At 47.0% G+C, this 21,690-nt stretch carries 11 protein-coding genes; 9 read left to right on the forward strand and 2 right to left on the reverse strand.

The features are described from left to right. Nucleotides 1-5: 5 nt before the first annotated feature. Complete coding sequence (locus ACFQNF_RS19365) at nt 6-959, reverse strand: HNH endonuclease (RefSeq protein WP_380189762.1); 954 nt, start codon at nt 957-959, stop codon at nt 6-8. 443 nt (nt 960-1,402) lie between these two features. Here ACFQNF_RS19365 and ACFQNF_RS19370 point away from each other — a divergent pair, with 443 nt between their 5' ends. The 4 genes from ACFQNF_RS19370 (at nt 1,403) to ACFQNF_RS19385 (ending at nt 8,244) form a co-directional block, all read left to right on the forward strand. After that, on the forward strand, nt 1,403-2,899 hold the full coding sequence (locus ACFQNF_RS19370; RefSeq protein WP_380189764.1) for a Fic family protein: 1,497 nt from the start codon (nt 1,403-1,405) through the stop codon (nt 2,897-2,899). Between the two features lie 205 nt (nt 2,900-3,104). Continuing rightward, nucleotides 3,105-3,860, forward strand: coding sequence for an integrase core domain-containing protein (locus tag ACFQNF_RS19375; protein WP_380189766.1), 756 nt, complete (start codon nt 3,105-3,107; stop codon nt 3,858-3,860). A 989-nt stretch (nt 3,861-4,849) separates the two neighbouring features. Then, nucleotides 4,850-5,074 carry a hypothetical protein gene (locus ACFQNF_RS19380; protein WP_380189768.1) on the forward strand — a complete coding sequence of 75 codons (225 nt, stop codon included), beginning with the start codon at nt 4,850-4,852 and terminating at the stop codon, nt 5,072-5,074. Next, the gene (locus ACFQNF_RS19385; RefSeq protein WP_380189770.1) at nt 5,071-8,244 is read left to right on the forward strand and encodes an Alw26I/Eco31I/Esp3I family type II restriction adenine-specific DNA-methyltransferase; all 3,174 of its coding nucleotides are present in this window, start codon (nt 5,071-5,073) and stop codon (nt 8,242-8,244) included. Before ACFQNF_RS19380 ends, ACFQNF_RS19385 begins: the two co-directional genes overlap by 4 nt. On the opposite strand, the gene ACFQNF_RS19390 is transcribed toward ACFQNF_RS19385, so the two are convergent. Then, nucleotides 8,241-9,842 (reverse strand): Alw26I/Eco31I/Esp3I family type II restriction endonuclease, encoded by a 1,602-nt coding sequence (locus tag ACFQNF_RS19390; RefSeq protein WP_380189772.1) that lies wholly within the window; start codon nt 9,840-9,842, stop codon nt 8,241-8,243. The two genes, ACFQNF_RS19385 and ACFQNF_RS19390, sit on opposite strands and share 4 nt — an antisense overlap. Before the next feature lie 1,083 nt (nt 9,843-10,925). Between ACFQNF_RS19390 and ACFQNF_RS19395 the strand changes: the two genes are divergently transcribed. From ACFQNF_RS19395 to ACFQNF_RS19415, 5 genes are all read left to right on the forward strand, one after another. Next, nucleotides 10,926-12,701, forward strand: a complete 1,776-nt coding sequence (locus tag ACFQNF_RS19395) for a hypothetical protein (protein WP_380189774.1) — start codon at nt 10,926-10,928, stop codon at nt 12,699-12,701. Nucleotides 12,702-12,831: 130 nt separating this feature from the next. Further along, nucleotides 12,832-16,116 (forward strand): type VI secretion system Vgr family protein, encoded by a 3,285-nt coding sequence (locus ACFQNF_RS19400; protein ID WP_380189776.1) that lies wholly within the window; start codon nt 12,832-12,834, stop codon nt 16,114-16,116. Between the two features lie 12 nt (nt 16,117-16,128). After that, on the forward strand, nt 16,129-20,652 hold the full coding sequence (locus ACFQNF_RS19405) for an RHS repeat-associated core domain-containing protein (RefSeq protein WP_380189778.1): 4,524 nt from the start codon (nt 16,129-16,131) through the stop codon (nt 20,650-20,652). Further along, nucleotides 20,652-21,029, forward strand: a complete 378-nt coding sequence (locus ACFQNF_RS19410) for a hypothetical protein (RefSeq protein ID WP_380189780.1) — start codon at nt 20,652-20,654, stop codon at nt 21,027-21,029. The genes ACFQNF_RS19405 and ACFQNF_RS19410 overlap by 1 nt, the downstream gene beginning before the upstream one ends. 102 nt (nt 21,030-21,131) lie before the next feature. After that, nucleotides 21,132-21,548 carry an NTF2 fold immunity protein gene (locus tag ACFQNF_RS19415; RefSeq protein WP_380189782.1) on the forward strand — a complete coding sequence of 139 codons (417 nt, stop codon included), beginning with the start codon at nt 21,132-21,134 and terminating at the stop codon, nt 21,546-21,548. Nucleotides 21,549-21,690 lie beyond the last annotated feature (142 nt).

The following is a 21,690-nucleotide window of genomic DNA, read 5'->3' on the forward strand; positions in this document are numbered from 1 at the left end:
AGGTTTTATAAGCCAGTTGCCTCTATCTGCTTGAGCACGTCTCGATCACAGATGTTTTCTAGTTCATGAAACCCAACCCACAAACGCTGTTCACCGGCCGCAAAACAGTCAATTTGGTACTCAGAGAAGGTGAATACTAGCCCGTACTCCTCAATATTAAAGCAAGAGAAGTTCTCGGTGACTGGTTCAGTTCCTGTCAATAACCATTCGGGGTCGTAATTCTTATTTTCAGCTAATTTTGCTCTGAGGAAGTTAGCTAATTCAGGCAGGCGACTTGAGTTGCTTAATAAGTACTCAAGTGTTAACGGGCGGAAAGGGCGGACACAGAAATTCTGCACGCGGGTAGTGCGGCCGCCGTGAGCAGCACCAGAGTAATATCGGTCGATAGTATATCTAACACTGACAACTTTATCGTCACGCCTAAGTACGTGATATTTTCCGTTCAGTGTGCTTTGTGGAGGTTTACCGTTTAGTTCAGGATCATCTTGGTTGGGCTTATACAGTATGTAGTCGTCTTGAAGCTCCCTAAACTCAACAAGAAGCTCATACCCCCAAGCCTCAATATTTCTGGATATTATTCGCTCAAGCGGCTGCTGGAAGTCTGGGAAATCAAACTGAAAGTTGAAGCCAGGGATGCCATGATTTATTTCTTTAATACGTCTTCTTGTTTCAACTACTTCAGCTTCAAAGCCGCCGGAGTCATGCTGCCCAAACTCTTTAGCTAAGCTCTCTTTGTAGATAGATAATGACCTACGATCAATTTCACCATTGTGAGCGCGGCGATGACAGACAGGGCATAGTGCGATTAGGTTTGAGTACTCGTGCTTCTGGCACGTTTCCCATGGGATTATGTGATGAATATCTAACTCGGTTTGGCCACAGCGCGGAATTGCACAACGGTGACCAGACTCGACTAACACAGCTCGTCGTATTTCAGCGGGGATTGTTGGTCTACTCACAATCTTTCCTATGGCTTATAACGTTTGAGCTAAGAGGAGGGATGGTTTGGCGCAGCCAAAGACGTCCCACTTGAGCAAAGTGTTATGTGATAAATACATTTAAGACAATAGGTGTCCAACAACGCCGCTGACTCCGATAGCCCAAGTACTTTCAAAAAACGAGCTTAAAAGAACACGAATACGAGCAGTTAATGTTTTATCCATAGACACCTCCTTAATGTTGAGACGATCTGTAGGGATCAATCTGATACTAATGTAACGCAAAAAAATCAACAAAAAGGCTACGGAGCCAACATGTAAGACCTGACCCTATAGGTTTTACTTGGAAGGGATTATGGGGCTGGCTCCGTGCTGAGCCAAAAAATTAGATTTCAGAGCTGGAAGTAAAATAAAAAATAGATATCTAGTGGTATAGTAAAAAAAAATGATTTTGGTACAAAAAAATGTCCTCACTTCTCGTCGGTTACGCCTTCCTTCATCAACACCTGCAAATCCCCTTACCCGAGCCTGCTAAGCCAGCGATGGTGGCGAGTGTGACCCGTGTTCAAGAAACATTACTTGATATACGAGTACCTGCTCATGTTGCTGTAGAAGGGGATGACATTTTAGCTCATGCCCTGTTTGCGCTTAAACATGAGGGTACTGATCTGGGGATTTTGTCCTATGCATTACTTCAGGTCAGTGCGGCGCAACTTGAAACGGCGCTAAAAGCCAGTCCATCTAGTGCCTATTTGAGGGTGTTGGCTTTTCTTTGGGAGCAGTTTACTGGGAAAGTCTTAGACGGCACGATTACGGTTGCTGGGGCCTATGCCAAGGTGTTTGATTCTAAGCGTTATTTAACTGGGCCTCATTTATCCAGTGCACGTTGGCGGGTTCATTTTAATGGTTTGGGTGATTTGTTTTATTGCCCTGTTATTCGCCGTACAGAAGAGATCGAGGGCTGGTTGGCACGTGATCTTTTATCTGAGGCCCAGCAATTTTTTGATGCCACGCCACGCGACTTATTCGATCGCGCACTGTCTTGGGCCTATCTCAATGAGACCGACCATACCTTCGCTTTAGAAGGTGAAACACCGAGTACAGATAAAACACAGGCATTTATCAATTTGCTCAAGCAGGCGCATGAGCCACGTAGCATGACTGAAGATTATTTGGTTGAGCTACAAAATACGGTAATCACCAATCCATTTTTATTGGCCGCTTGCTATCGAAATGAACAAAACTGGCTACGGGGTAAGGGTATTCGTGGCCCCACTGGTGTGACTTATGTTCCTCCTACGCCTGATGATGTAGAAGATTTGATGGCCGCTTTGCTCAAGCTCATTAATACGCGCAGCAGTGAAATACCGCCACTGGTACTGGCCGCAGTAGCCTCTTTTGGTTTTGTCTATATTCACCCATTTATGGATGGTAACGGTCGCTTATCTCGTTTTCTATTGCACTACGTTTTGGCTCAGTCTGGTCAGCTTGGGCATGGATTACTCCTGCCCATCTCGATTGCTATGAAGCGTAGAGAGGTGGAATACCTTGCCGCATTGCAGTCTTTTTCACGGCCTGTTCGTCATCTTTGGCGCGTGACGAGTCGTGATGACTATCAATTTGATTTTTCTACGCTTGGTAGTGCCAAGATGTACCGCTATTGGGATGCCACTGAAGCCGTCCAGTTTGTTTTCCGTATGACAGAAGAAACGCTTAAACAAGATTTGCATGCTGAAACGGTATTTTTGATGCGCTTTGATGATGCCTATAGGGCACTTGATCAGGCACTTGATATCCAGCAAAAAGACTTAGTTCATCTGCTTACGGTCTGCCATCAATTAAACGGCCGTATTTCCTTACGCTGGCGAGAGAAAATGGCCTACCGTGTACCTGAGGACTATTTTGATCAGATCGAGAAGGTCGTACGGCAATGTTTTGAATTTCCTGAGCCTTCTCAGTGAAAGTGTAAGGTGAAGGTTTTTTTTGCTAACGGTGTAAGCTGTTTCTTTTGCTTAAAGAGCAGCATCCGTGCTTTGCCTATTATTTGTTTTGCTGTTGTTTATATGCCTTCCCCGCGCCGTACAACGGCCAAAAATATTTCACCGCCGCCCACCCAACGCTTCCCCCAAGCCCCTTCCTCCTAAAAAGAAAGGTAAACCCGATTGGGTGATCGCTGAAGTTTTGCGTTTGAAAGCGCTGATGGGCGATGCTGGGGTGCGTAAAATCGCAGCGACTTTCAATCGCTTGCACGGCGCACGAATATCGATTGGCAAAACCTTCGTCGCTGATGTATTGATTTCACATCAGTACGAGCTAACGTGTGCCAAACGAAATATCCATAACAAGCCACCAACACCTTATCGCGTTAATGCAGTCTGGGCGCTTGATCTCACTTTTTATACCGATGCCACTAAAAATATGCATACCGTTTTAGGCGTGATCGATCATGGTTCGCGTTTGGTAACTAGCCTCAAAGTTATTATCAATAAACGGGCTTGGACTATTCTGGGGCATCTCTGCTTGGCAATGGGTCAACACGGCAGGCCGAAAGCAATTCGCACAGATAATGAAGGCGTGTTTAATTGTTGGATTTTCAAGGCCATGCTCAAATGCCTCGGTATTCGCCATCAGCAAAGCCAGATTTGCTGCCCTTGGCAAAACGGCAGAATCGAGCGGCTATTTGGCACGCTGAAGCCTTTATTACGCCAGCTTATTCTGCCAAATGGCCTAGCGCTAGAAAGTGCACTAGCTGAGTTTACCTTGTTCTACAACTTCATCCGCCCCCATCAAAACCTAGCAGGGCTTACACCCGTTGATGCTTGGCAAGGGCGGACGTGGACTGATATTCAGCAGTCACACAGTGAGCCTATTTGGGTTGAGGCGTTGGATGGTTTGCTTGCAGGGTATTACCTTCGGCAATAGCTAAGCAGTAAGGCGCGTTCTATAGCAAATTTGACTGTCCGCAAAATGGAGGGTGGGGCACGTCTGCATCAGTCAGTTTGCTTGAAAAAGAGTCAAACCAACTAAAGGTGAACTCGGCCTACGGTAGAAACTGGGGTGGAATTAGCTCTTTTTGCGGTGAAAACACTGACAATGTGCATCAGGGAAGCATGGCGGACACTCGGACACGACACCTAAAAGGGCCTTTTTAGGCATAAAAAAAGCCACTTAGATTTCTCTAAGTGGCTGATTTCATTGCTTTGTACTGGTGGTGCAATCAGCTACCGAGCTCCAACTTATTCTTGGCAATGGCGGGTAATACAGGGTAACGGCGGGTAATGATTTTATTGTTTTTTGATTACGCACCCTTTAATCGTACTGGCATGAATTTTGCCTAGTTCAACCTGATCGGCCATTGAAAATCAAACAGAATCATATCAGATTTAGTCATTTTTCGGGAGAAATGTTGACTTTGCAGGTGCTTATTTTGTGTTCTACAACTGCTATGCAATTGGGTATTCAGTGGCAAAAGCAATTCGACTCCGTTGTTCACAATCGAACCACATCCACACTTCTTGTTTGATAGCTTTTATGTAAATTAAATATCTTAATACAGCAGGGGCTGTTGGTTTGCCTAAAATATAGTCAAACCAACTCAAGGTAAACTCAGCCTAAAGTAGAAACTGGGGTGAAATTAGCTATTTTTTCTCTAAAATACTGACAATTTGCATAAGGAAAGCGTGGTGGACACTCGGACATGACAATGCTTGGTAGATATTGCTTGTGTCGTGTTCTGAATAGCGAGCCATAGCATCCTCAATGACGTTCATGGGCAGAAAGCGCCAGCCGATGCGTTTCCCTAGCGCCGATCTTCAGCCCCCACCATTGACAACAGCCAAGATTGGTCTTGGCTTCTGTTGCCTCATGATGTAATGTAACATTCATCACATTACATTGTAACGGATTTTCACATGAGTATTGGAAGCAGCGGCAGGATTGTTATTGAGGTGGACCCTACTCTAAAGAAGGATTTGTACTCTGCACTTACAAAAGAGGGGCTCTCACTAAAAGAGTGGTTCTTAAGAGGGGCGGCCGCATATTTAGAGAATGGCTCACCGCTCCCATTAAAACTACCCGAACAAATTCATGGTGATCAGTTCCTAGCAGGGAATAACGAGAAGAATAAGACTCAATGACCAGTTCAAAAGAAAAAAAGCCAGATATTTTGTGGCTAGAAAAGCGTGCGCAGCAAATTCGACTTCAGGTGGCAGCTGATTTATCAAAATCAGCTCTGGATGAAGTTGTTTCTAGGAAGGGGCATTCACACTTTTCTCTTTATGAAGACAAACTTCCTCTTTTGAGCGGTTTTCGTGCAATTGAATTCAACAAAGCCGTCACCGATATAGCGCTTCGCGAGCATGTTCTTAATGAGAACGACCCATTTGTGGTGACCTTTCTTGGCGGAAAAATTGTAGAACAGACCTTTACCCAAATTTTTGATCCAGCCAGGCCTGGAAGCCCGTTAAAGAACTTATCTGTAGCTAAGCACTACGGTACCTTTTTCACGCCACCCCACATAGCCGAGGCAATGATCTCAAGCCTATCGAAGGGTAAAGACAAAACCACACTCATTGATCCGTGCTTAGGTAGCGGGGTGCTGCTGGCTGCAGCGTTGCTTTTTAGTAAAGAAACCAATTACGAAAGACTTATTGGGATAGAGCTCGATGTAGATATTGCCGAATGGGCTCAGGCTTTGCTTAATCGAGTTTCAATATTGACTGGTTATGCAGGCGATGTATCTGTACAAAATGGAAATGGGCTGGATTTTATCCTCGAAGGGGTAACTAGTGACTTCTTTGCAACGGCAGACATCATAATTAACCCGCCGTACGGTCGTTTGCGCGTTACAAAAGATCGCGCCACTAACGCTGAGACTGCCTTAACGGAAAAACATAAAGATAACAGCTCCGCAATTTGTGAGCTTCATTCAAAAGTTAAGGCCGACGCTGAGAAAATTAGGGGGCAATATGCGGAGATGCTTGGCGAGCGAGGAATACTTGAATATTCAAGGATTTTTTTTCGATCCTGTGCAGAGGCAGCATTAAAGGGGGCAGAGGTTTCTATAATATCTCCTGACTCTTGGATGTCTGGAAGCGAAGGCGAGCGGTTGCGAAGGTTTGTTATTGAGAATCGACTCATTAATCAAATCAAGCTAATTAGAGAAGAGAGCGGGACGTTTTCAACGGTTAATCAAGCAACCTCAATAACTCATCTCGATTCAAAATCAAAGCAAGCGTTTAGGATAATTGGTACTCATGCTGAAAGTGAGCAAGATGGAAAAATGGAGTATGACAAGTTGAACGCAATATCTCGAACACATTCCGCTATCCCTCGTGTCACTGGACATCTGCTCGCGACATTCGAACGACTCTCTAGTCTTAGGAAGTTTGGTGATATTGAATGGATCACAAATGCACGAGGAGAGGTCGATCAGACAGCGCAAAAAGCATTATTCTCTGAATTGAAGACTTCAATTCCACTCGTGCGCGGCGAACACGTAGGGCGATTTTCCTTTAATCACTCATCGTCTACTCAGAAGCCGTCATTTCTAAAAATTGATCAGTTCGCGGAATTTATTGAAACCAAGCCAAAGCGCAAGCATTACGAGATTGAACGTATTGTGGGACGTCAGTGTTCCTATGCTCAGCAATCGCGTCGATTAGTATTTTGTAGAGTGCCTGCATTACATGCAGTTGGAAATTCATGTAACTACATCTCTGTTTCTGGTGTTGACGAAAGAGAGCAAAAAAATAGAAGTTATTTTTTGCTAGGTCTTCTCAATAGTGCCGTATTTGATTGGTATTTTCGGATTGAAAATAGCAACAATCATGTTGGTAATTATGAGATAAACAACTTTCCAATCCCTTCCGACGATAAGTGGACGAACCTAATAGCCGCGCTTGCTCACAAAATTGAAAGCTGCGTGGATGGGGAGATTGAACATAAATCAACATGGTTGATAGATTTGCTTGAGGCCGTCGTTGGCGTGTCGTACGGGCTTTCCGTGGAAGTCGAATTTGCAGATATTCTGAGGCAAATTCGAGGGTGCAATGAAGAACGGATTCTAAATTATGCCAGCCATCTACAGCGGGCCGTTAAATTCCCACGGCTAGATTTGGGAAGCGCTTTCTTTAATCACGGTGCGCCAACGCTTTCGGAGCTGGATCGCTTAATCATCTCCCATGTTCCCGAAGGAGGTAATTGGCAGAGTATCCCTGAAAGCGTACCGTCTGAGCGATTAAAGCAGATACGTGAAATGAGTGCTGAGAGGGGGGTTGTTAGGACGACCTATTACGGTAGGCTTCGTAGAGACCAGCCAGCCTACACAATAAATACGTATTTCAATCGTCCAGGGAATGGAACTCATATACATCCAGTCTTAGATAGGACGTTGACAAGCCGTGAAGCTGCTCGACTTCAAAGCTTTCCAGATAGTTATATCTTTCTGGGTAGCGATGGTGCGGTACGAGACCAGATCGGGAACGCAGTACCTCCTTTGCTGTCAGCTGCCATCGGACGAAAGTTCATTTCTTCTGCCAAAACCAAGACATGTGTTGACATTTTTTGTGGTGCGGGTGGCTTGAGTCTGGGGTTGGAAAGTGCAGGATGGGAGGTTGTCGCTGCTATTGACAACAATAGGGAGGCTATTGATACCTACTGCTTTAACCGACCATGCGACCTAGAGCCAAGTGTTACTCAAGAAGGCCGAACATCAGTATTCAAACGGGATTTACAAGAAAAGAATGAATTTGAAGACGTTGTCACCAGAATTGAAGCTGCACTCGAAGATAAGCAGCTTGATTTGCTGGTTGGGGGGCCTCCTTGCCAAGGGTTTTCGCATGCAGGATTTCGTCTTAGTGACGACAAAAGGAATGACCTAGCATCGATTTATCTGCATTTTGCCGAACGACTTCGCCCTCGTATATTTATTCTTGAAAACGTGGAGGGGTTGGCGACCTTTAATAAGGGGCAAGTACTTCGAGACATCTGTGCAACTTTGCGAGAGCTTGGATACAGGGTAAATTCCCCCGTATGGAAGCTTTGTTCGGAGCAATATGGCGCTCCACAAATGCGTCGACGGGTATTTATTGTCGCGACCACTGATGATGCCATTGATCTTTCTCCGCCAGAACCAATTTATGAACGTTGTACTGGTCGGAGGGAAAATAAGTTAGACGCCAGTCTTTTTGATGTGAGCTTGCCCGCTCCGTTTACAGTGGCTGATGCTCTAGCTGGATTAAGCCTCCCTGAAAAAAAATCAGGGAAGCTTGATGAGTGGCTTTTAAGTGGGGCCGTGCTTATTTAAATATCATCAATTTGTAATTCATACCGGCTGAAGTCAATTTCAGCCGATTTTCCTATTTGATCAAATACATCTTGAAGAATTGTACGGCATTTTTCATCTGTTTCATGTTGCGGGACTTTATGGAGCAAAAAGAGGGAAGCGATCTGTTGCTCTTTCTTGTCTGCACTAAGCGATGAGTGCAGTGCGTCGTTCCAAGCGGTGTCGCCTGCGATGCGCATTGCTGATATTATTTGCACAGCAGATGAAATTAGGCTTTGGTTGTCTTGAAAATCCGAGCGAACCATTTTTCTCCGCTCAATCAGTTTTGATGCATACTCGGCCAAGGCCTCAAATGCGATGCGCACGGTGCGTGCTGCCAAACTTTTCCTTAAGTTGGTTATTTTTTTGATTGAAGAAACACCGGTGAATGTAAGGTTTCCGGCGTCTAAGTTTTCAAAAGTAAACTCCTCCAGAGCATATTCTGGCTTCAAGATTGTCGCAATAAATCGCGAGTTACCACTATTGTAAAGCTCCCACAGCGTTCTTAAATACATATCCTGCAATGAACGCAATGAGTTACTAAATGCTTTTGTCTGGCTGTCGTCAGTGACAAATTCTTTGTATTTGTCCCAATGAGCTCTTACCTGCCATGACGCAACAGATTCACCCGTAATTCGTTCGTAGTTACGCAGAATTTGGACGTCCCCAAGGCTAAAACGCCTATTTTTTGCCGAGTTATGGTTCTGACAAGTTGGAGAGAAAAGTGGTAACTGCTTAAAGCCACAAGCCAGTGGGCCTACATGGTCAGGGCTGACTTTGTCCAGAACCCTTTCGCACCCTTGGGTAGAACACTTTCCGGGGCCTGCCTTGTTGTATAGCGTGTCCGCCAAAGCCCAATTACCCTCGGCCCACCACTCAAAGCTGCGCCTATCATGGTTGTAACTCCGCATATTTTCGTCGAATCTGCCAGGGTCATTTTCCTTTCTGCAACTGCCATGATAATCATGAAATCCATCTAATCGATCGGGTGGGTTTCCCATAAAACCAGGAGACAACTTGTATGATCGGATATGACGGCTCTGCTCGAACGCTTCCTTTGATATTCCAAATTTGGTAAAGAATTCCAATCTCTCTGGGAAGTGAGTATGAAAATAGTTTTCAACGAGAGCGTTGTCTGCGAGCTGATTCATCTGCTCAATCACGTCATCGATGGGTTGTTCTTTTGCCACGTCTAGATCTGGAAAATCCTTCTTTAGTTTTTTAGAAAAAGAAACATTTAAATAGAAGTAGCCGACATTAAAATCTTCACCACATAACCGACAAGTTCGATATCCTGTTGGATTAATAATGCGGGCTGCGACTGTAAACCTATCGTTTTCATCATCTTGACCAGGCAGCCCTAAATAGTCAGCCTTCGCCACCCACCAAGCTCGTCGTTCGAGATAGTATTTGTAGAACGATGTCGTTTTACCCGAACTTACCTGCCAGTTAATTCTTCCATCCAGCGATCTGGCGTTAGGCATACCAGCATAGTTTGGGTGTGACACAATCATCTCCATATAGGCGATGTAGTTTGGATCAGTCTCGAATTTTCCTCGCCCATATTTGTGATCACCCATGTACTCCCCCCCCCCGCTTGACAAGCAAAGCTTAAGAAGATAACACGAGGCGCTTACATACTCTACATTTGTAGCAGTGCATCTAGGGGGCTATGATGATCAGAACAACGTCACACCATCATCTCTGCCTCCCAACTTCACCTCGTAAATAGCCTTGGCAGCACCTTCCCGCCACCATAGACCCAACGCAGTAGCAATCCCTCTGATTGATTCGCCTACGTAGCGTCGTCGCCTGCAGCCGTCCCAAGGTTGAACGTGAAGCAGATGATGGCTGCTAGGCGGTTTTCGGGTTCGGTAGCGAGGATGGGGCAGTATTTTAGGGGGGCATTGAGGGCAGTTTGTAGGTCTTGTGCGCGGTAGGTTTCGGCTTCTGCTTCTGTGATGGGCGGGTGATTGAGAAGGTATAGATGGCCGTAGCGGTGGTAATCCTCTTCTTCCCACAAAATCAGCTCATTTTTAAGCAGAATTTTCTCGGCTCCTCGATGAGGACTTCTATATGAAGGCTATGGGCAATTTATAGCGTTAGATTATGGCTGTTTTAAAGTACACCCTTATGCAGGCTTCTCAGTGCCAAGTACACAGCATGAATTCTGTACCCTCATAAGTGGAAGTTTGGTTCGGGCGTTTCCCGTGGCGGGATGATGGGAGTCGAATGAGTTAAGAGATTCAAGCACGGTTTAGTGAGGGGCAGGCGGTGAAGTTGCTCTTGTCTGTCTACCCACCTATGTGATGCTGACACGTATGGTCTTTGTGCAGATTTCAACAGATCTACTGGCTAGAATGTCGCCAGCTAAGCCAGTGAAAAAGATTGTGGTGCGGCCACTGAAAAATGATGACGTGAAATTAAAGATAAGCTAAAAACTCAGGCGTCTCGAAAATACCGCCTACTCAACAAGGCAAGGCCGAAATGCCCCCTTGATGGGGGAACCTAATGATTTAGCGTGGCAAGCAGACTCTGAACAACACTTCACTACTAAGAGCATGTTGAACCCCAGTATTGATACTGGATTTTAGCCCATGTATATGTAGTGGAATGAGTTAGAGTTTGCGATTAGCGCTTAATGGTGAGTTGTGATTACAAAGATGCAAAAAACAAAAACAGAATTAAACCCATTACAACAACAGACGATCTTGGCTCAGCTCAATGCGATCGCCATAGCGCGTGGCGGGATTTGCTTAACAGAGCAATATAAAAACAGCAACACGATCATGGCTTGGCAATGTGGGCAAAGGCATCAGTGGCAGGCGAAAGGCTTTGATATTAAAACGGGTGCTTGGTGCCCCATTTGTTACAAAGCAGACCGAGCCATTGCCATGACTGCATTGGCTGCCAAGCATGGCGGCGAGTGCAAATCGAACTATGTGGACGAAGCAACGTTTCTGACTTGGTGTTGTGCTAAGGGCCATTCTTGGAGCTCATTACCCCATATGGTGGAAAAAGGGGTGTGGTGCCAGCAGTGCGTATTGCAGAAAACGAGCAATAAAATTGAAGCCGTGCATCAGCTAGCCCAAAAGCTCGGTGAGGTTTGCTTATCACATCAGTATGTGAATGACAAGACTCGACTATTGTGGCAATGCAAAAATGGCCACAGCAAAGCCACCGTTTACTCCGCTGTGCTCAGAGGGCATGGCTGTAAGCAGTGTGATGTGCAGCATAAAAAAGATCGGCAGTTTGCTCGTCTGGTGGATCTGGTAAGGGAGCTGGGCGGGGATTGCCTATCTGAAACGTATGAAAACATGGCCGAAGATTTACGTTGGCGTTGCGGGGAGGGGCATGAATGGGTGACAACGGGTGATGCAATCCGAAGAGGACAATGGTGCGCTTTATGCGCTGGCTATGCCTTTATTGAGAAGGAGGAAGGGGAGCCTGTTTTAGCTTACCTTACTAGCCATGTGCGGCAGAAGTCACTACACAAATTGCAAGCCACCGCAATAGAGCGGGGAGGCGTTTGCCTGAGTGCCGACTATGTGAATAGCCATAGCTACCTTGCATGGCAGTGTGCTCATGGGCATGAATGGAAGGCGAAACCATCGAATATATTAACGGGGCGTTGGTGTCCGCATTGCCTTAGGACGAGCACGGAGGATGCACAGGCATTGGCCGTAGCACGGGGTGGAGAATGCTTGTCGCAGTTTGTCGATCGCTTTACCCCAATGCATTGGCGCTGTGCCGAAGGGCATGAATGGAAAACACTCTATGGCGGAGTTGCACAGGGAGCTTGGTGTCCAACGTGTGCTCATAATAAACAATTGCTGGGCATTGAGGCCATGCATGCTTTAGCGGCCAACCATGGCGGGAAGTGCTTATCAAAACGATATACCAATAATTCAGTAAAGCTAAAGTGGCAATGTAAAGAGGGGCATCGTTTTGAGATTGTGCCTTCGCAGGTGCAAGCGGGTTATTGGTGTGTAAGGTGTAATGAAACAGAAAGAAAAGCACAAGCACTCGAGGACTTAAAGCGGCTCGCTATCGCAAAAGGAGGGGAGTGCTTATCAACAAGTTATATCTCAAGCCGATCCCCTATCCAATGGCGCTGTGCTGAGGGCCATCAGTGGACGTCTAATGCGATGGCGGTGAATAAACACTGGTGCCCAGTTTGCTCAGGATATCGTCTAACGATAGACAGTGCCCATAAGGTGGCAGCAAACAACGCTGGCAAGTGCCTGAGTACAGAATATATAAACTGCGAGCTTAAATTATCATGGCAGTGTGAATTTGGACATGTTTGGAATGCACCGCTGGCGTCGATTAAGAATCGCAAAAGTTGGTGTCCGGAATGTTTGCGCATCGACAGAATGAAATCACGCGCAGATTGTCGAAAAAAGAAGAAAAATGTGAGTGTCGCGAAACTTATTTAATTGAATGGCTTGATTTCTTGTGTCAATAGTGTGATATGCTTATGCGCGGTGTAAACTTGTGATAAATATAATATAGATTATAAGAATTTTTGTGTAATATACTGGCCATCCTCACAATGGCTGCCTCTCAATGAATCCTCAAGATCTCCTTGCCTCATTTGCGGCAGCTTTTGGTCAAAGTAATCGCCTCATTAGCCTGCAAATTGGCGATAGTGGAGTGTGGGGCGATCAGTTGCTACCTCAGCGGGTAACTGGGACAGAGGGGCTTAATCGGCCTTTCCTTTACAGCATTGATTGCTTATCCGCAGACGCTGCTTTAGAGCTTAAATCTTTGCTTGGTTTGCCCGTTGTGCTATCCATCACTGATGCTCAAGGCGGGATGGTAGAGCGCTGTGGGGTGATTTCTCAGGCGCAATTATTGGGTTCTGATGGCGGCTTTGCTAAATACACGCTGACGGTTGAGCCGCCGTTTGCCTTGCTCAGACACCGCCGCACTTCGCGAGTGTTCCAGAATTTATCCGTCGTCGACATTGTGAAGCAGGTAATGGCCGAGCATCAGGCCAAAAATCCCGTCTTTGCCGCCGTGCAAACGCTAGATTTCAAGCTATCGGGTGAATATCCGCCCCGCTCATATTGCGTGCAGTACCGCGAGGACGACCTTGCATTCCTCTCTAGGCAACTGAAGGAAAGTGGCCTTTCGTGGCGCTTCGAGTCCTTGGCTGGAGACTCGCCTCAAGTGCAGCTGGTGGTTTTTGACGACGTCTTCTCCATTCCCGAAGCTTCGGACCCCATCGCTCGCTTTCATCGTGCTGATGGCAGCGAAGAAAGCGACTCTCTTACGACATGGAATACCCAGCGGCAAATCGGCAGCAGCTCGGTTTCTCTTGCCAGCTTCGACTACAAAGCCAGTAGTACCAGCCATGGCTTAAGCGATAGCGCGGTTGATCAGGGTGATGGCGGGCAGCAAATCCAATCAACGCTAGAATATTACGACCCACAAGCGCATTACTATGCTCGCGATTTGGACCAGCTGAATCATGACGCCAAGCTGCGCCAAGATGCTTTAGATGGACAAAAGAAATCGTTTACCGGCTCTGGTACATTGCGCAGCTTACAAGCAGGGCAATGGTTTCGCTTAGAAGATCACCCAGCTCATGATTTCGATTCGCCTGAACAGCGCGAATTCGCCATCACCGAGCTTAAATTTACGGCAAACAATAATTTTCCAGCCGATCTGACTCAGCAGCTTGGCCTCGTTGCGCCCAGCTTACTTGTAGGCGCGGCTTCAGCCGAGAATCCACCTTATAAGACCGACTTTACCGCCCAAAGACGCGGCCAGCCGGTGCTTAGCCATATGGGCGAACAAGAATTTACCAAGCCCACCAGCCTAGGCGTACAAACCGCCACCGTGGTTGGCCCTGCAGGATCAGAAGTCCACACCGACGAGCAAGGCCGGATAAAAATTCAGCTCCACTGGCAACGTACTCAGGAACATCCCGAGTTTGGCGCAAACCTAGATGACAAGTCGTCATGCTGGGTACGCGTCTCCATGCCGAGTGCGGGCGCAGGCTTTGGCCACCAGTTTATTCCGCGTATCGGCCAGGAAGTTTTGGTCGACTTTATCGAAGGCGATATCGACCGCCCCATCGTCACCGCCGTCGTCCACAACGGCAGCCACCCGGTGCCCACGTTCAGCGGCGCAGGCGCTTTGCCCGCCAATAAAACATTATCTGGCATCAAAACCAAAGAGCATGAAGGCGGACAATACGGCGAGCTGCTGTTTGACGACACTAAGGGCGAAGTACGCACCAAGCTATCGAGTGAGCACGGTAAAACTCAGCTTAACCTAGGTTACTTAATTCACCCACGCACGGATGGAAAAGGCGAGCCACGCGGCGAAGGCTTTGAATTACGCACCGACAAACAAGGTGCCATTCGCGCCAGCGGCCTCTTAATTAGCACCGAAGCCAAAGGTGGCGCATCGGGCACGCAGCTCGACCGCACACCCGCCCAAAGCCAGCTCGAATCCGCTTTAGAAACCGCCAAAAACCTCGGTGAATATGCGACCAAACAACTCGCCGACAGCATCGAAACCGGCGATGACGAGCAAACTGTTAAGCCCGATAATAGCGCTGGCGACAAAGCAACCCACGGCCACCTTTATCACCATGTGCACGCCAGCAAAAGCTTAGCTGCGGGCAGCAACACGGATAAAGACGGCAAGACCAAATCTAAAGATCAGGCAGGCCTACAAAAAATCATCCTGCTGCACGGCGAGGACGGCGTAGCCATCACCACCCCGCAAAGCCAGACCCTCAGCGCAGGCACAAACCTAGACCAAATCGCCCAGCGTGACACAAACCAAAGCACCGGCCGCCGCTGGATACACAATGTAGGCCAGCACATCAGCCTGTTTACCGGCGGCATTAAAGACAAAATCACCATGAAGCTGATTGCCGCCAAAGGCCAGCTGCAAATGCAGGCCCAAAGCGACGACATAGAAATCACCGCCGACAAAAACGCCAAGTTCACGGCCATCAAAGGCAAGGGCCTTTTTAACGCCAAACAAGAAATCCTGCTCACCGCTGGTGGTGCTTATATCCGCATCAAAGACGGCAAAATTGAGCTGCATGCACCGGGGAAAATCAGTATTAAGGGTGGGAGCCATGATTGGGGCGGGCCGAAGAGTTTGAATATGGCTCCGCCTTCATTTAAGAAAGAAGGCATGGGAAACTTAGATATTCTGCATGACTTTGCAAATGGTTTTTCATTAAACAAAGGTAAATTCGAAGTTACCGATGCTTTGGGGAACAAGCATGCTGGGGTGTTGGATGATGCAGGCAAAGCAACAGTAAGTGGCCTGCCAACAGGGCCTGCTGCGGTTAACTTTCTTGGGCGGCCAAATCGTGGCAAGGCAGATATTTTTCCGTTTGTGCCCGAGCCTGAAGTGGCACTGCAAGCAGGCGGTGCTGCCGTTCAGCAACAAGCCATGCAACAGCTTGGAAGCTTGCTAGGCAAAGCAGCGCCAGCGGTACCGGGGCTAGACAAGCTTAATCAAGCACAAAGCCTTGTGGCTCAGGGCCAAGCTGCCATTCAAAATCCTGATAAATTAGCTGCGCTCACCTCTCTTGTCTCGCAGGCTGCGCCTGCAATACCTGGCTTAGATAAATTAAATCAAGCACAAAGCCTTGTGACTCAGGGGCAGGCTGCAATTCAAAATCCTGACAAATTGGGTACGCTCACATCCCTTGCTTCGCAGGCGGCGCCTGCAATTCCGGAATTAGACAAGCTGAATCAAGCAAAAAACATGGCGTCACAAGCGCAGTCTGCACTGCAACAGGCCAGAAATATAAAGCCGCTTGCATCAGGCTCTATTGAGCAAGTCGCCTCCAGCATGCCTAAAAACATTATTTAAAAAAGCCAACCCATGACCTCTGCAGCTCAATCACAATCTATGCCTGTAGCCGTTGTTACTGGCAACCCCAAAACAGCAGCCCAAGTTTTAGCCCAAACCAATAAGTCTTTTGATGAGTGGCTCCTCAGTATCAGTGACGGGCATTTGTCTGTTGAAAAATTAAAAACCGTCGGCTCTGCGGTGCCGATTGTGGGAAATTTAATTTCAGTAGGGGATGTGGTGGTTGATCTGATGCAAATGTCAGATAAACAAAGTAAATCTCAAGAAGTAGATGTATTTGATTGGCTTTTTCTTGGCGTAGATCTTGTGGGTGTTGTGCCCGGCGCAGGTAATCTGGCGAAAATTGGTGTTAGACCTGCCTTAAAATTGTGCGCTTCCAGCCTGCGCCGCGTTGGTGGCGACTGGCTGAAAGTAGAGCTAAGCGGTGCATTGGTAGGGCAGTTGGCGACCATGCTGCCTGCCAGCTACCGTGATACACCACAGGAGTGGGTCAATTACGTTGATTCTAATATCCAAAGTACCTTACAAAAATGTGGCACCCAAGGCGGCACCATCATTGCCGATCTTGCACAGCTATTAATTAGTTTGGGATCTGGCAACTTTAGTGGCTTCGTACAAAAGCATATTCCTGTAACACCGATAACCCACTACCACCTGGACAAAACCAATGATCAAGGATTTTGGGCAACAGTAGGCGGCCACCTTGATGACTTAAATAAATCTGCCAAGGGAGTAAGAAGAGAAGCCGCAGCAGGTATGACCGTTGCGGCAGCAGGCGCAATTGATTTGGCTCTCAAAGATAGTTCGGCTGCCAAAATAATGTTGCGGATTGGGAAAGCGATGGCGGCATGGGGCGCTCAGCTGACTGAAATGCTGCTAAAAATGTACTCCAGTCATTTAAAGCCGATTCTCAAAAAGTTATTGGCAGGGTTTATCAAGCATCTTCCTAAAAAACTATCTGCAGTTTCTAGCAAAGTGGTTAATAAGGTCAAAAAAGGCACGCCACAGCAGCATAAAGAAGTCACAAGTAAGTATAAGGCAGCCCAAAAGCCAGGCCCTGCGTGTAGTTGCGCAACCTCGCCAAATTCCATCGGCTTTGCTCTGGGTGAAGAATCACTACAGCACACCGATTTCAGCTTACCTGGGGTATTGCCTATTGTCTGGACGCGGCAATATCGCTCTAACTTTGAAGGCAATGATCTGCGGGGTGAGCTGGGTGCGCGCTGGACCACGCCATATACCAGCCGCTTTGATATCGAAGCGGCCGAGCTTAAATATCATGACGCCACGGGCCGCACGCTGACTTACCCACTGCTGCCCGTGGGTGAATCAATTAAAGACGTGCTAGAAGGCTTCACCCTGAGCCGTCTTTCAGAAACATTACTCTCCGTGGCTTACGGCCATGAATTGGTTCAGCTTTATGAGCAGCAAGGCAAAAGCTTCCGTCTTGCCCTGATTAAAGACCGTGCGGGCAATAGTATTGCGATGAATTTCCGCGATACGCGGATGGTGCAGCTCATTAGCAGCGCCGGGGCCGTGGTGGATTTAGAACACGACACCCTTGGCCGTATTACCACCATTAAGCTGCAAGATCCTCAGCAAGCACGCATTCTGGCGCAATACCAATACAGCCCCCAAAGCAGTGATGCCGGTGATTTGATTGCTGCCCGCGATGAAAATGAACAACGCTGGCAATATCAGTACCAAAACCATCTGCTTACCCGCTACACAGACCGCACCGGCCGCGGGATTACGCTGGAATGGGATGGCCAGCATGCCGATGCAAAGGCGATCCGCGAATACGCCGACGATGGCAGTATGGATATTCGTTTAGCGTGGGATAAAAACATTGATCTCACCTACGTGACCGATGCGCTGGGCCAGACCACCGAATATTACTTTGATGAAAAAGGCTACAACTACCGCATCGTTTACCCGGACCATAATGAAGAATGGTTTAACTTTGATGCCAAAAAACAGCTCATCAGCCACATCTTTCCGGATGGCTCTACTGAGACATTTGAATACGATGATGAAGGCAATATGCTGCTGCACGAACGGCAGGATGGCAGTGAAGTACGGTTTAGTTACGATCAGCAGCAAAACCCGATTGAGATCCTTGATCCAACGGGAGAAAAATGGCTACGCGCTTACAACGCTAAAAATCAGCTCATCGAAGAAACCGATCCGCTAGGCCATAAAACCCAATACGCCTATAACGAGCAAGGCCTGCCCGTCAGCATCACCGACGCTAAGGGCGGCAAAAAACAAATTAAATATCGCCCGGATGGCCTGCTGCAAAGCTATAGCGATTGCTCCGGCAAAACCAGCCAGTGGCAATACGATGCCCGTGGCCGCCTGATCGTCACACAAGATGCCGCAGGCAACGCCAGCCAATATCAATATGGCAGCGATGGTCAACTGGCTAAAATCATCAATCCTGATGGCACGCAAAATTTACTGCAATACGATGCCGAAGGCCGCTTGCTCAGCCATGCCGATGCCCTGCAGCGCAAAACTCAGTTTCAATACGACCGTGTAGGGCGGGTCAGCAGCCGCCTTGATGCGGCAGGCCAAACCCTTAGCTATCAATACGACAAACTGGGACGGCTTACCCAGCTGAGTAATGAAAATAAGGAGCACTATCGCTTTAGTTACGATCTGGCCAGCCGTTTGCAAGAAGAAACAGACTTTGGCAACCGGCGCACCCGCTATCAATATGAAGCCAGCAGCGGCCGCCTGCTGCAAATTGAAGAAGCAGGCAAAATCACCACTCTTGCCTACGACAATGCCGGCCGTTTAAGCGAGCGCAGCAGCGGCCTAAGCCGTGAGCGCTTTAAATACGACGCGCTTGGCCGGATTTACGCAGCCAAAAACCAATACAGCGAATGCCATTTTGGGTTTGATGCCGTCGGTAATCTCATCAAAGAACGCCACGAATACAAGCTATTCGGCCAGCAACAGCAATACAACTGGCAGCACGAATACGACGAACTCGGCAACCGCATCGCCAGCATCCGCCCTGATGGCCAGCGCACCGATTGGCTGATTTACGGCAGCGGCCATGTACACGGCATGCTGTGGAACAAACAAGAAATCGCCAGCTTTGAGCGCGACGATCTGCATCGCGAAACCCAGCGCACCTTGGGCAATCAGCTGACTGCCCAAAACCACTTCGACAAAATGGGCCGCATTACCCAGCAAACACTCAGCGGCAAAACCAGCAGTAATCGCAGCTATCAATATGATCCGGTTGGCCAGTTGCTGGGCATTCAAGACAGCCGCAGCGGCCAGATCAGCTATCAATACGACCCGGTAGGCCGCCTTATCGCCGCCAACAGCCGCCTCGGCCATGAAACCTTCGCCTTTGATCCGGCAAGTAATCTAGTCGGGGCAAATCAACAAACCGCCACCAACAGCCTTGCAGTACCTGCCGTACTCGGCAACTTATTAAAGCAATACGCAGGTAGCCACTATAAATACGACGCTCGCAGTAATCTGATTGAAAAGCAGCAAGGCGAGCAAATCACCAAATTCACTTGGGATGGCTTCAACCGCCTGAGCAAAATCAGCAGCCAGACCGGTGAAACCAAATACTTCTACGACGTATTCGGCCGCCGCATCGGCAAAGAAAACGCACTAGGCAAAACAGAATTCATATGGGATGGCGACGTCATCGCCCTAGAAAAAACCGCCGAACAAACCCGCCATTACCTATTCGAGCCCAACAGCTTTGTGCCGCTGGCGCAGATTGTCTCCGCCAACGACAGCGAGCAAGAACATACCGCTTACTACCATGTAGACCACCTAGGCACGCCACAAACACTGAGCGATGAAAACGGCGAAATCACTTGGAGTGCAGAGTACAAGGCTTGGGGAGAAGCGCAGGTCGTGATTAGCGAAGCGGCAAAAACAGCTGGCATCAATAATCCGCTACGCTTCCAAGGCCAATACTTCGACGAAGAAAGCGGATTGCATTACAACCGCTATCGCTATTACGATCCGGAGATTGGGCGGTTTATTAGTAGTGATCCGATTGGGCTAATGGGGGGATTTAATACTCATGCTTATGCTCCGAATCCAGTTTATTGGGTTGACCCATTTGGCTTAGCAAAATCAAAAAATCCAAACGGATATAAAACTCATGATGCTGATGCACACGGAAATCTAAGTCCTGCTTGTAATCGAGCGAGTGGGCACAGCAACACAAGAGATGATGGGTTTATTCAGTCACATCATCCTGTTCAAGATGAATGGGCCAAGCAAAATAAAATACCTGGCTACTCATCTACTGATGCTCCAGCTGTTTTACTTCCTTCTAGTAGTGGAGCAGAGCATGCAAAAATATCAGCTGCACAGCGTACTTATCGACGTCAACTTGATAATCAACCGGGCGGGCGATGGGGATCAACCACATTAAAAGATGAGTTTAATTTTGGTTATAAATCTATGATAGATGCGGGTGTCTCACCTAGTGTTGCAAGAAAAGCAACAAAGAAAAGTTACAAATATTTTAATTGTTTAGGTGCTATCTGATGCTTAAAAATAATATCCCCAACAAAATAAAAAGACCCACAAATATTAACTTACCAAAGTTAATAGGATCTATAAAAAGCATTATTGATACCTCATACATTGAATATTTAGAGTGGTATCACGAGTATCTTAGGGACGATGGCTTGTTAATTTACTGTGCCGAAGACCTTGAAGAAAGAAATGAAACTTTTGAAATTGCTACATATTGCCCTGGTTATATATTAATTGGAGACAATAGTGGGGGAAGGGGGTTTCTCATGTCTACACAAGGTACTGGTGAAATATTTTCATCTGATTTTGGTGATTTATCGCCTGACTATTTCTTAATTGTTTCATCTGATTTTACTAGTTGGATGAATTCAAACTTTAAAAATTAGCAAGAAAAACTCTGTGGATGCAGGTAGTAATGTGTACATATTACCTGCCCTGACAATTTTCGTATTTAATAATAATTAAACAGATGCTCTTAGGCTCTTAAAATGATTGAAGAATTTATGACTGCATTTTTATCAGAAATGCTCGATTGGGAAGATTGGTTTGATAACATCAGAAAATCAGAATCCTATAAAAATAATGTAAGTAATCAATCTTCATCAAAAGCTGAAGCAAAAGAAAAAGCCAAGGTCATTATTGATAAATACTTATCAATAAAAGCCATCTCCAAAAACGGAGAGGCATTTCTCGCGGTTCTACCGACAGCAAGGCCCCGATATTTCTCCCAAGAAATAATCACCATAGAGGAAGAGGGTAAGAAAATAAAAGTAATCACCCGAAATACAAAAAGTCCAAAAGCAAGAATAATGTATGTGTTACTTAAAGGTGAAAGTGGCCTAAAAATAAATGAAATATACTCATCTTATGCTGATCAAGAATGGGATAAAAAGAGCAGTTTATAAGCCAAAAGTATAGAACTATCTTTGAATAAACGACGTAAAAAGAGGGAGGGAAGGTCCAATATTTCAACAAAAATTTTAGACCTTCATTCTTAACTGCAGCATACTTAAGCAGAGGTTTATAATAACTGGGGTCAAAGTATAA

Source organism: Iodobacter arcticus (assembly GCF_042664895.1).
GTDB lineage: Bacteria > Pseudomonadota > Gammaproteobacteria > Burkholderiales > Chitinibacteraceae > Iodobacter > Iodobacter arcticus.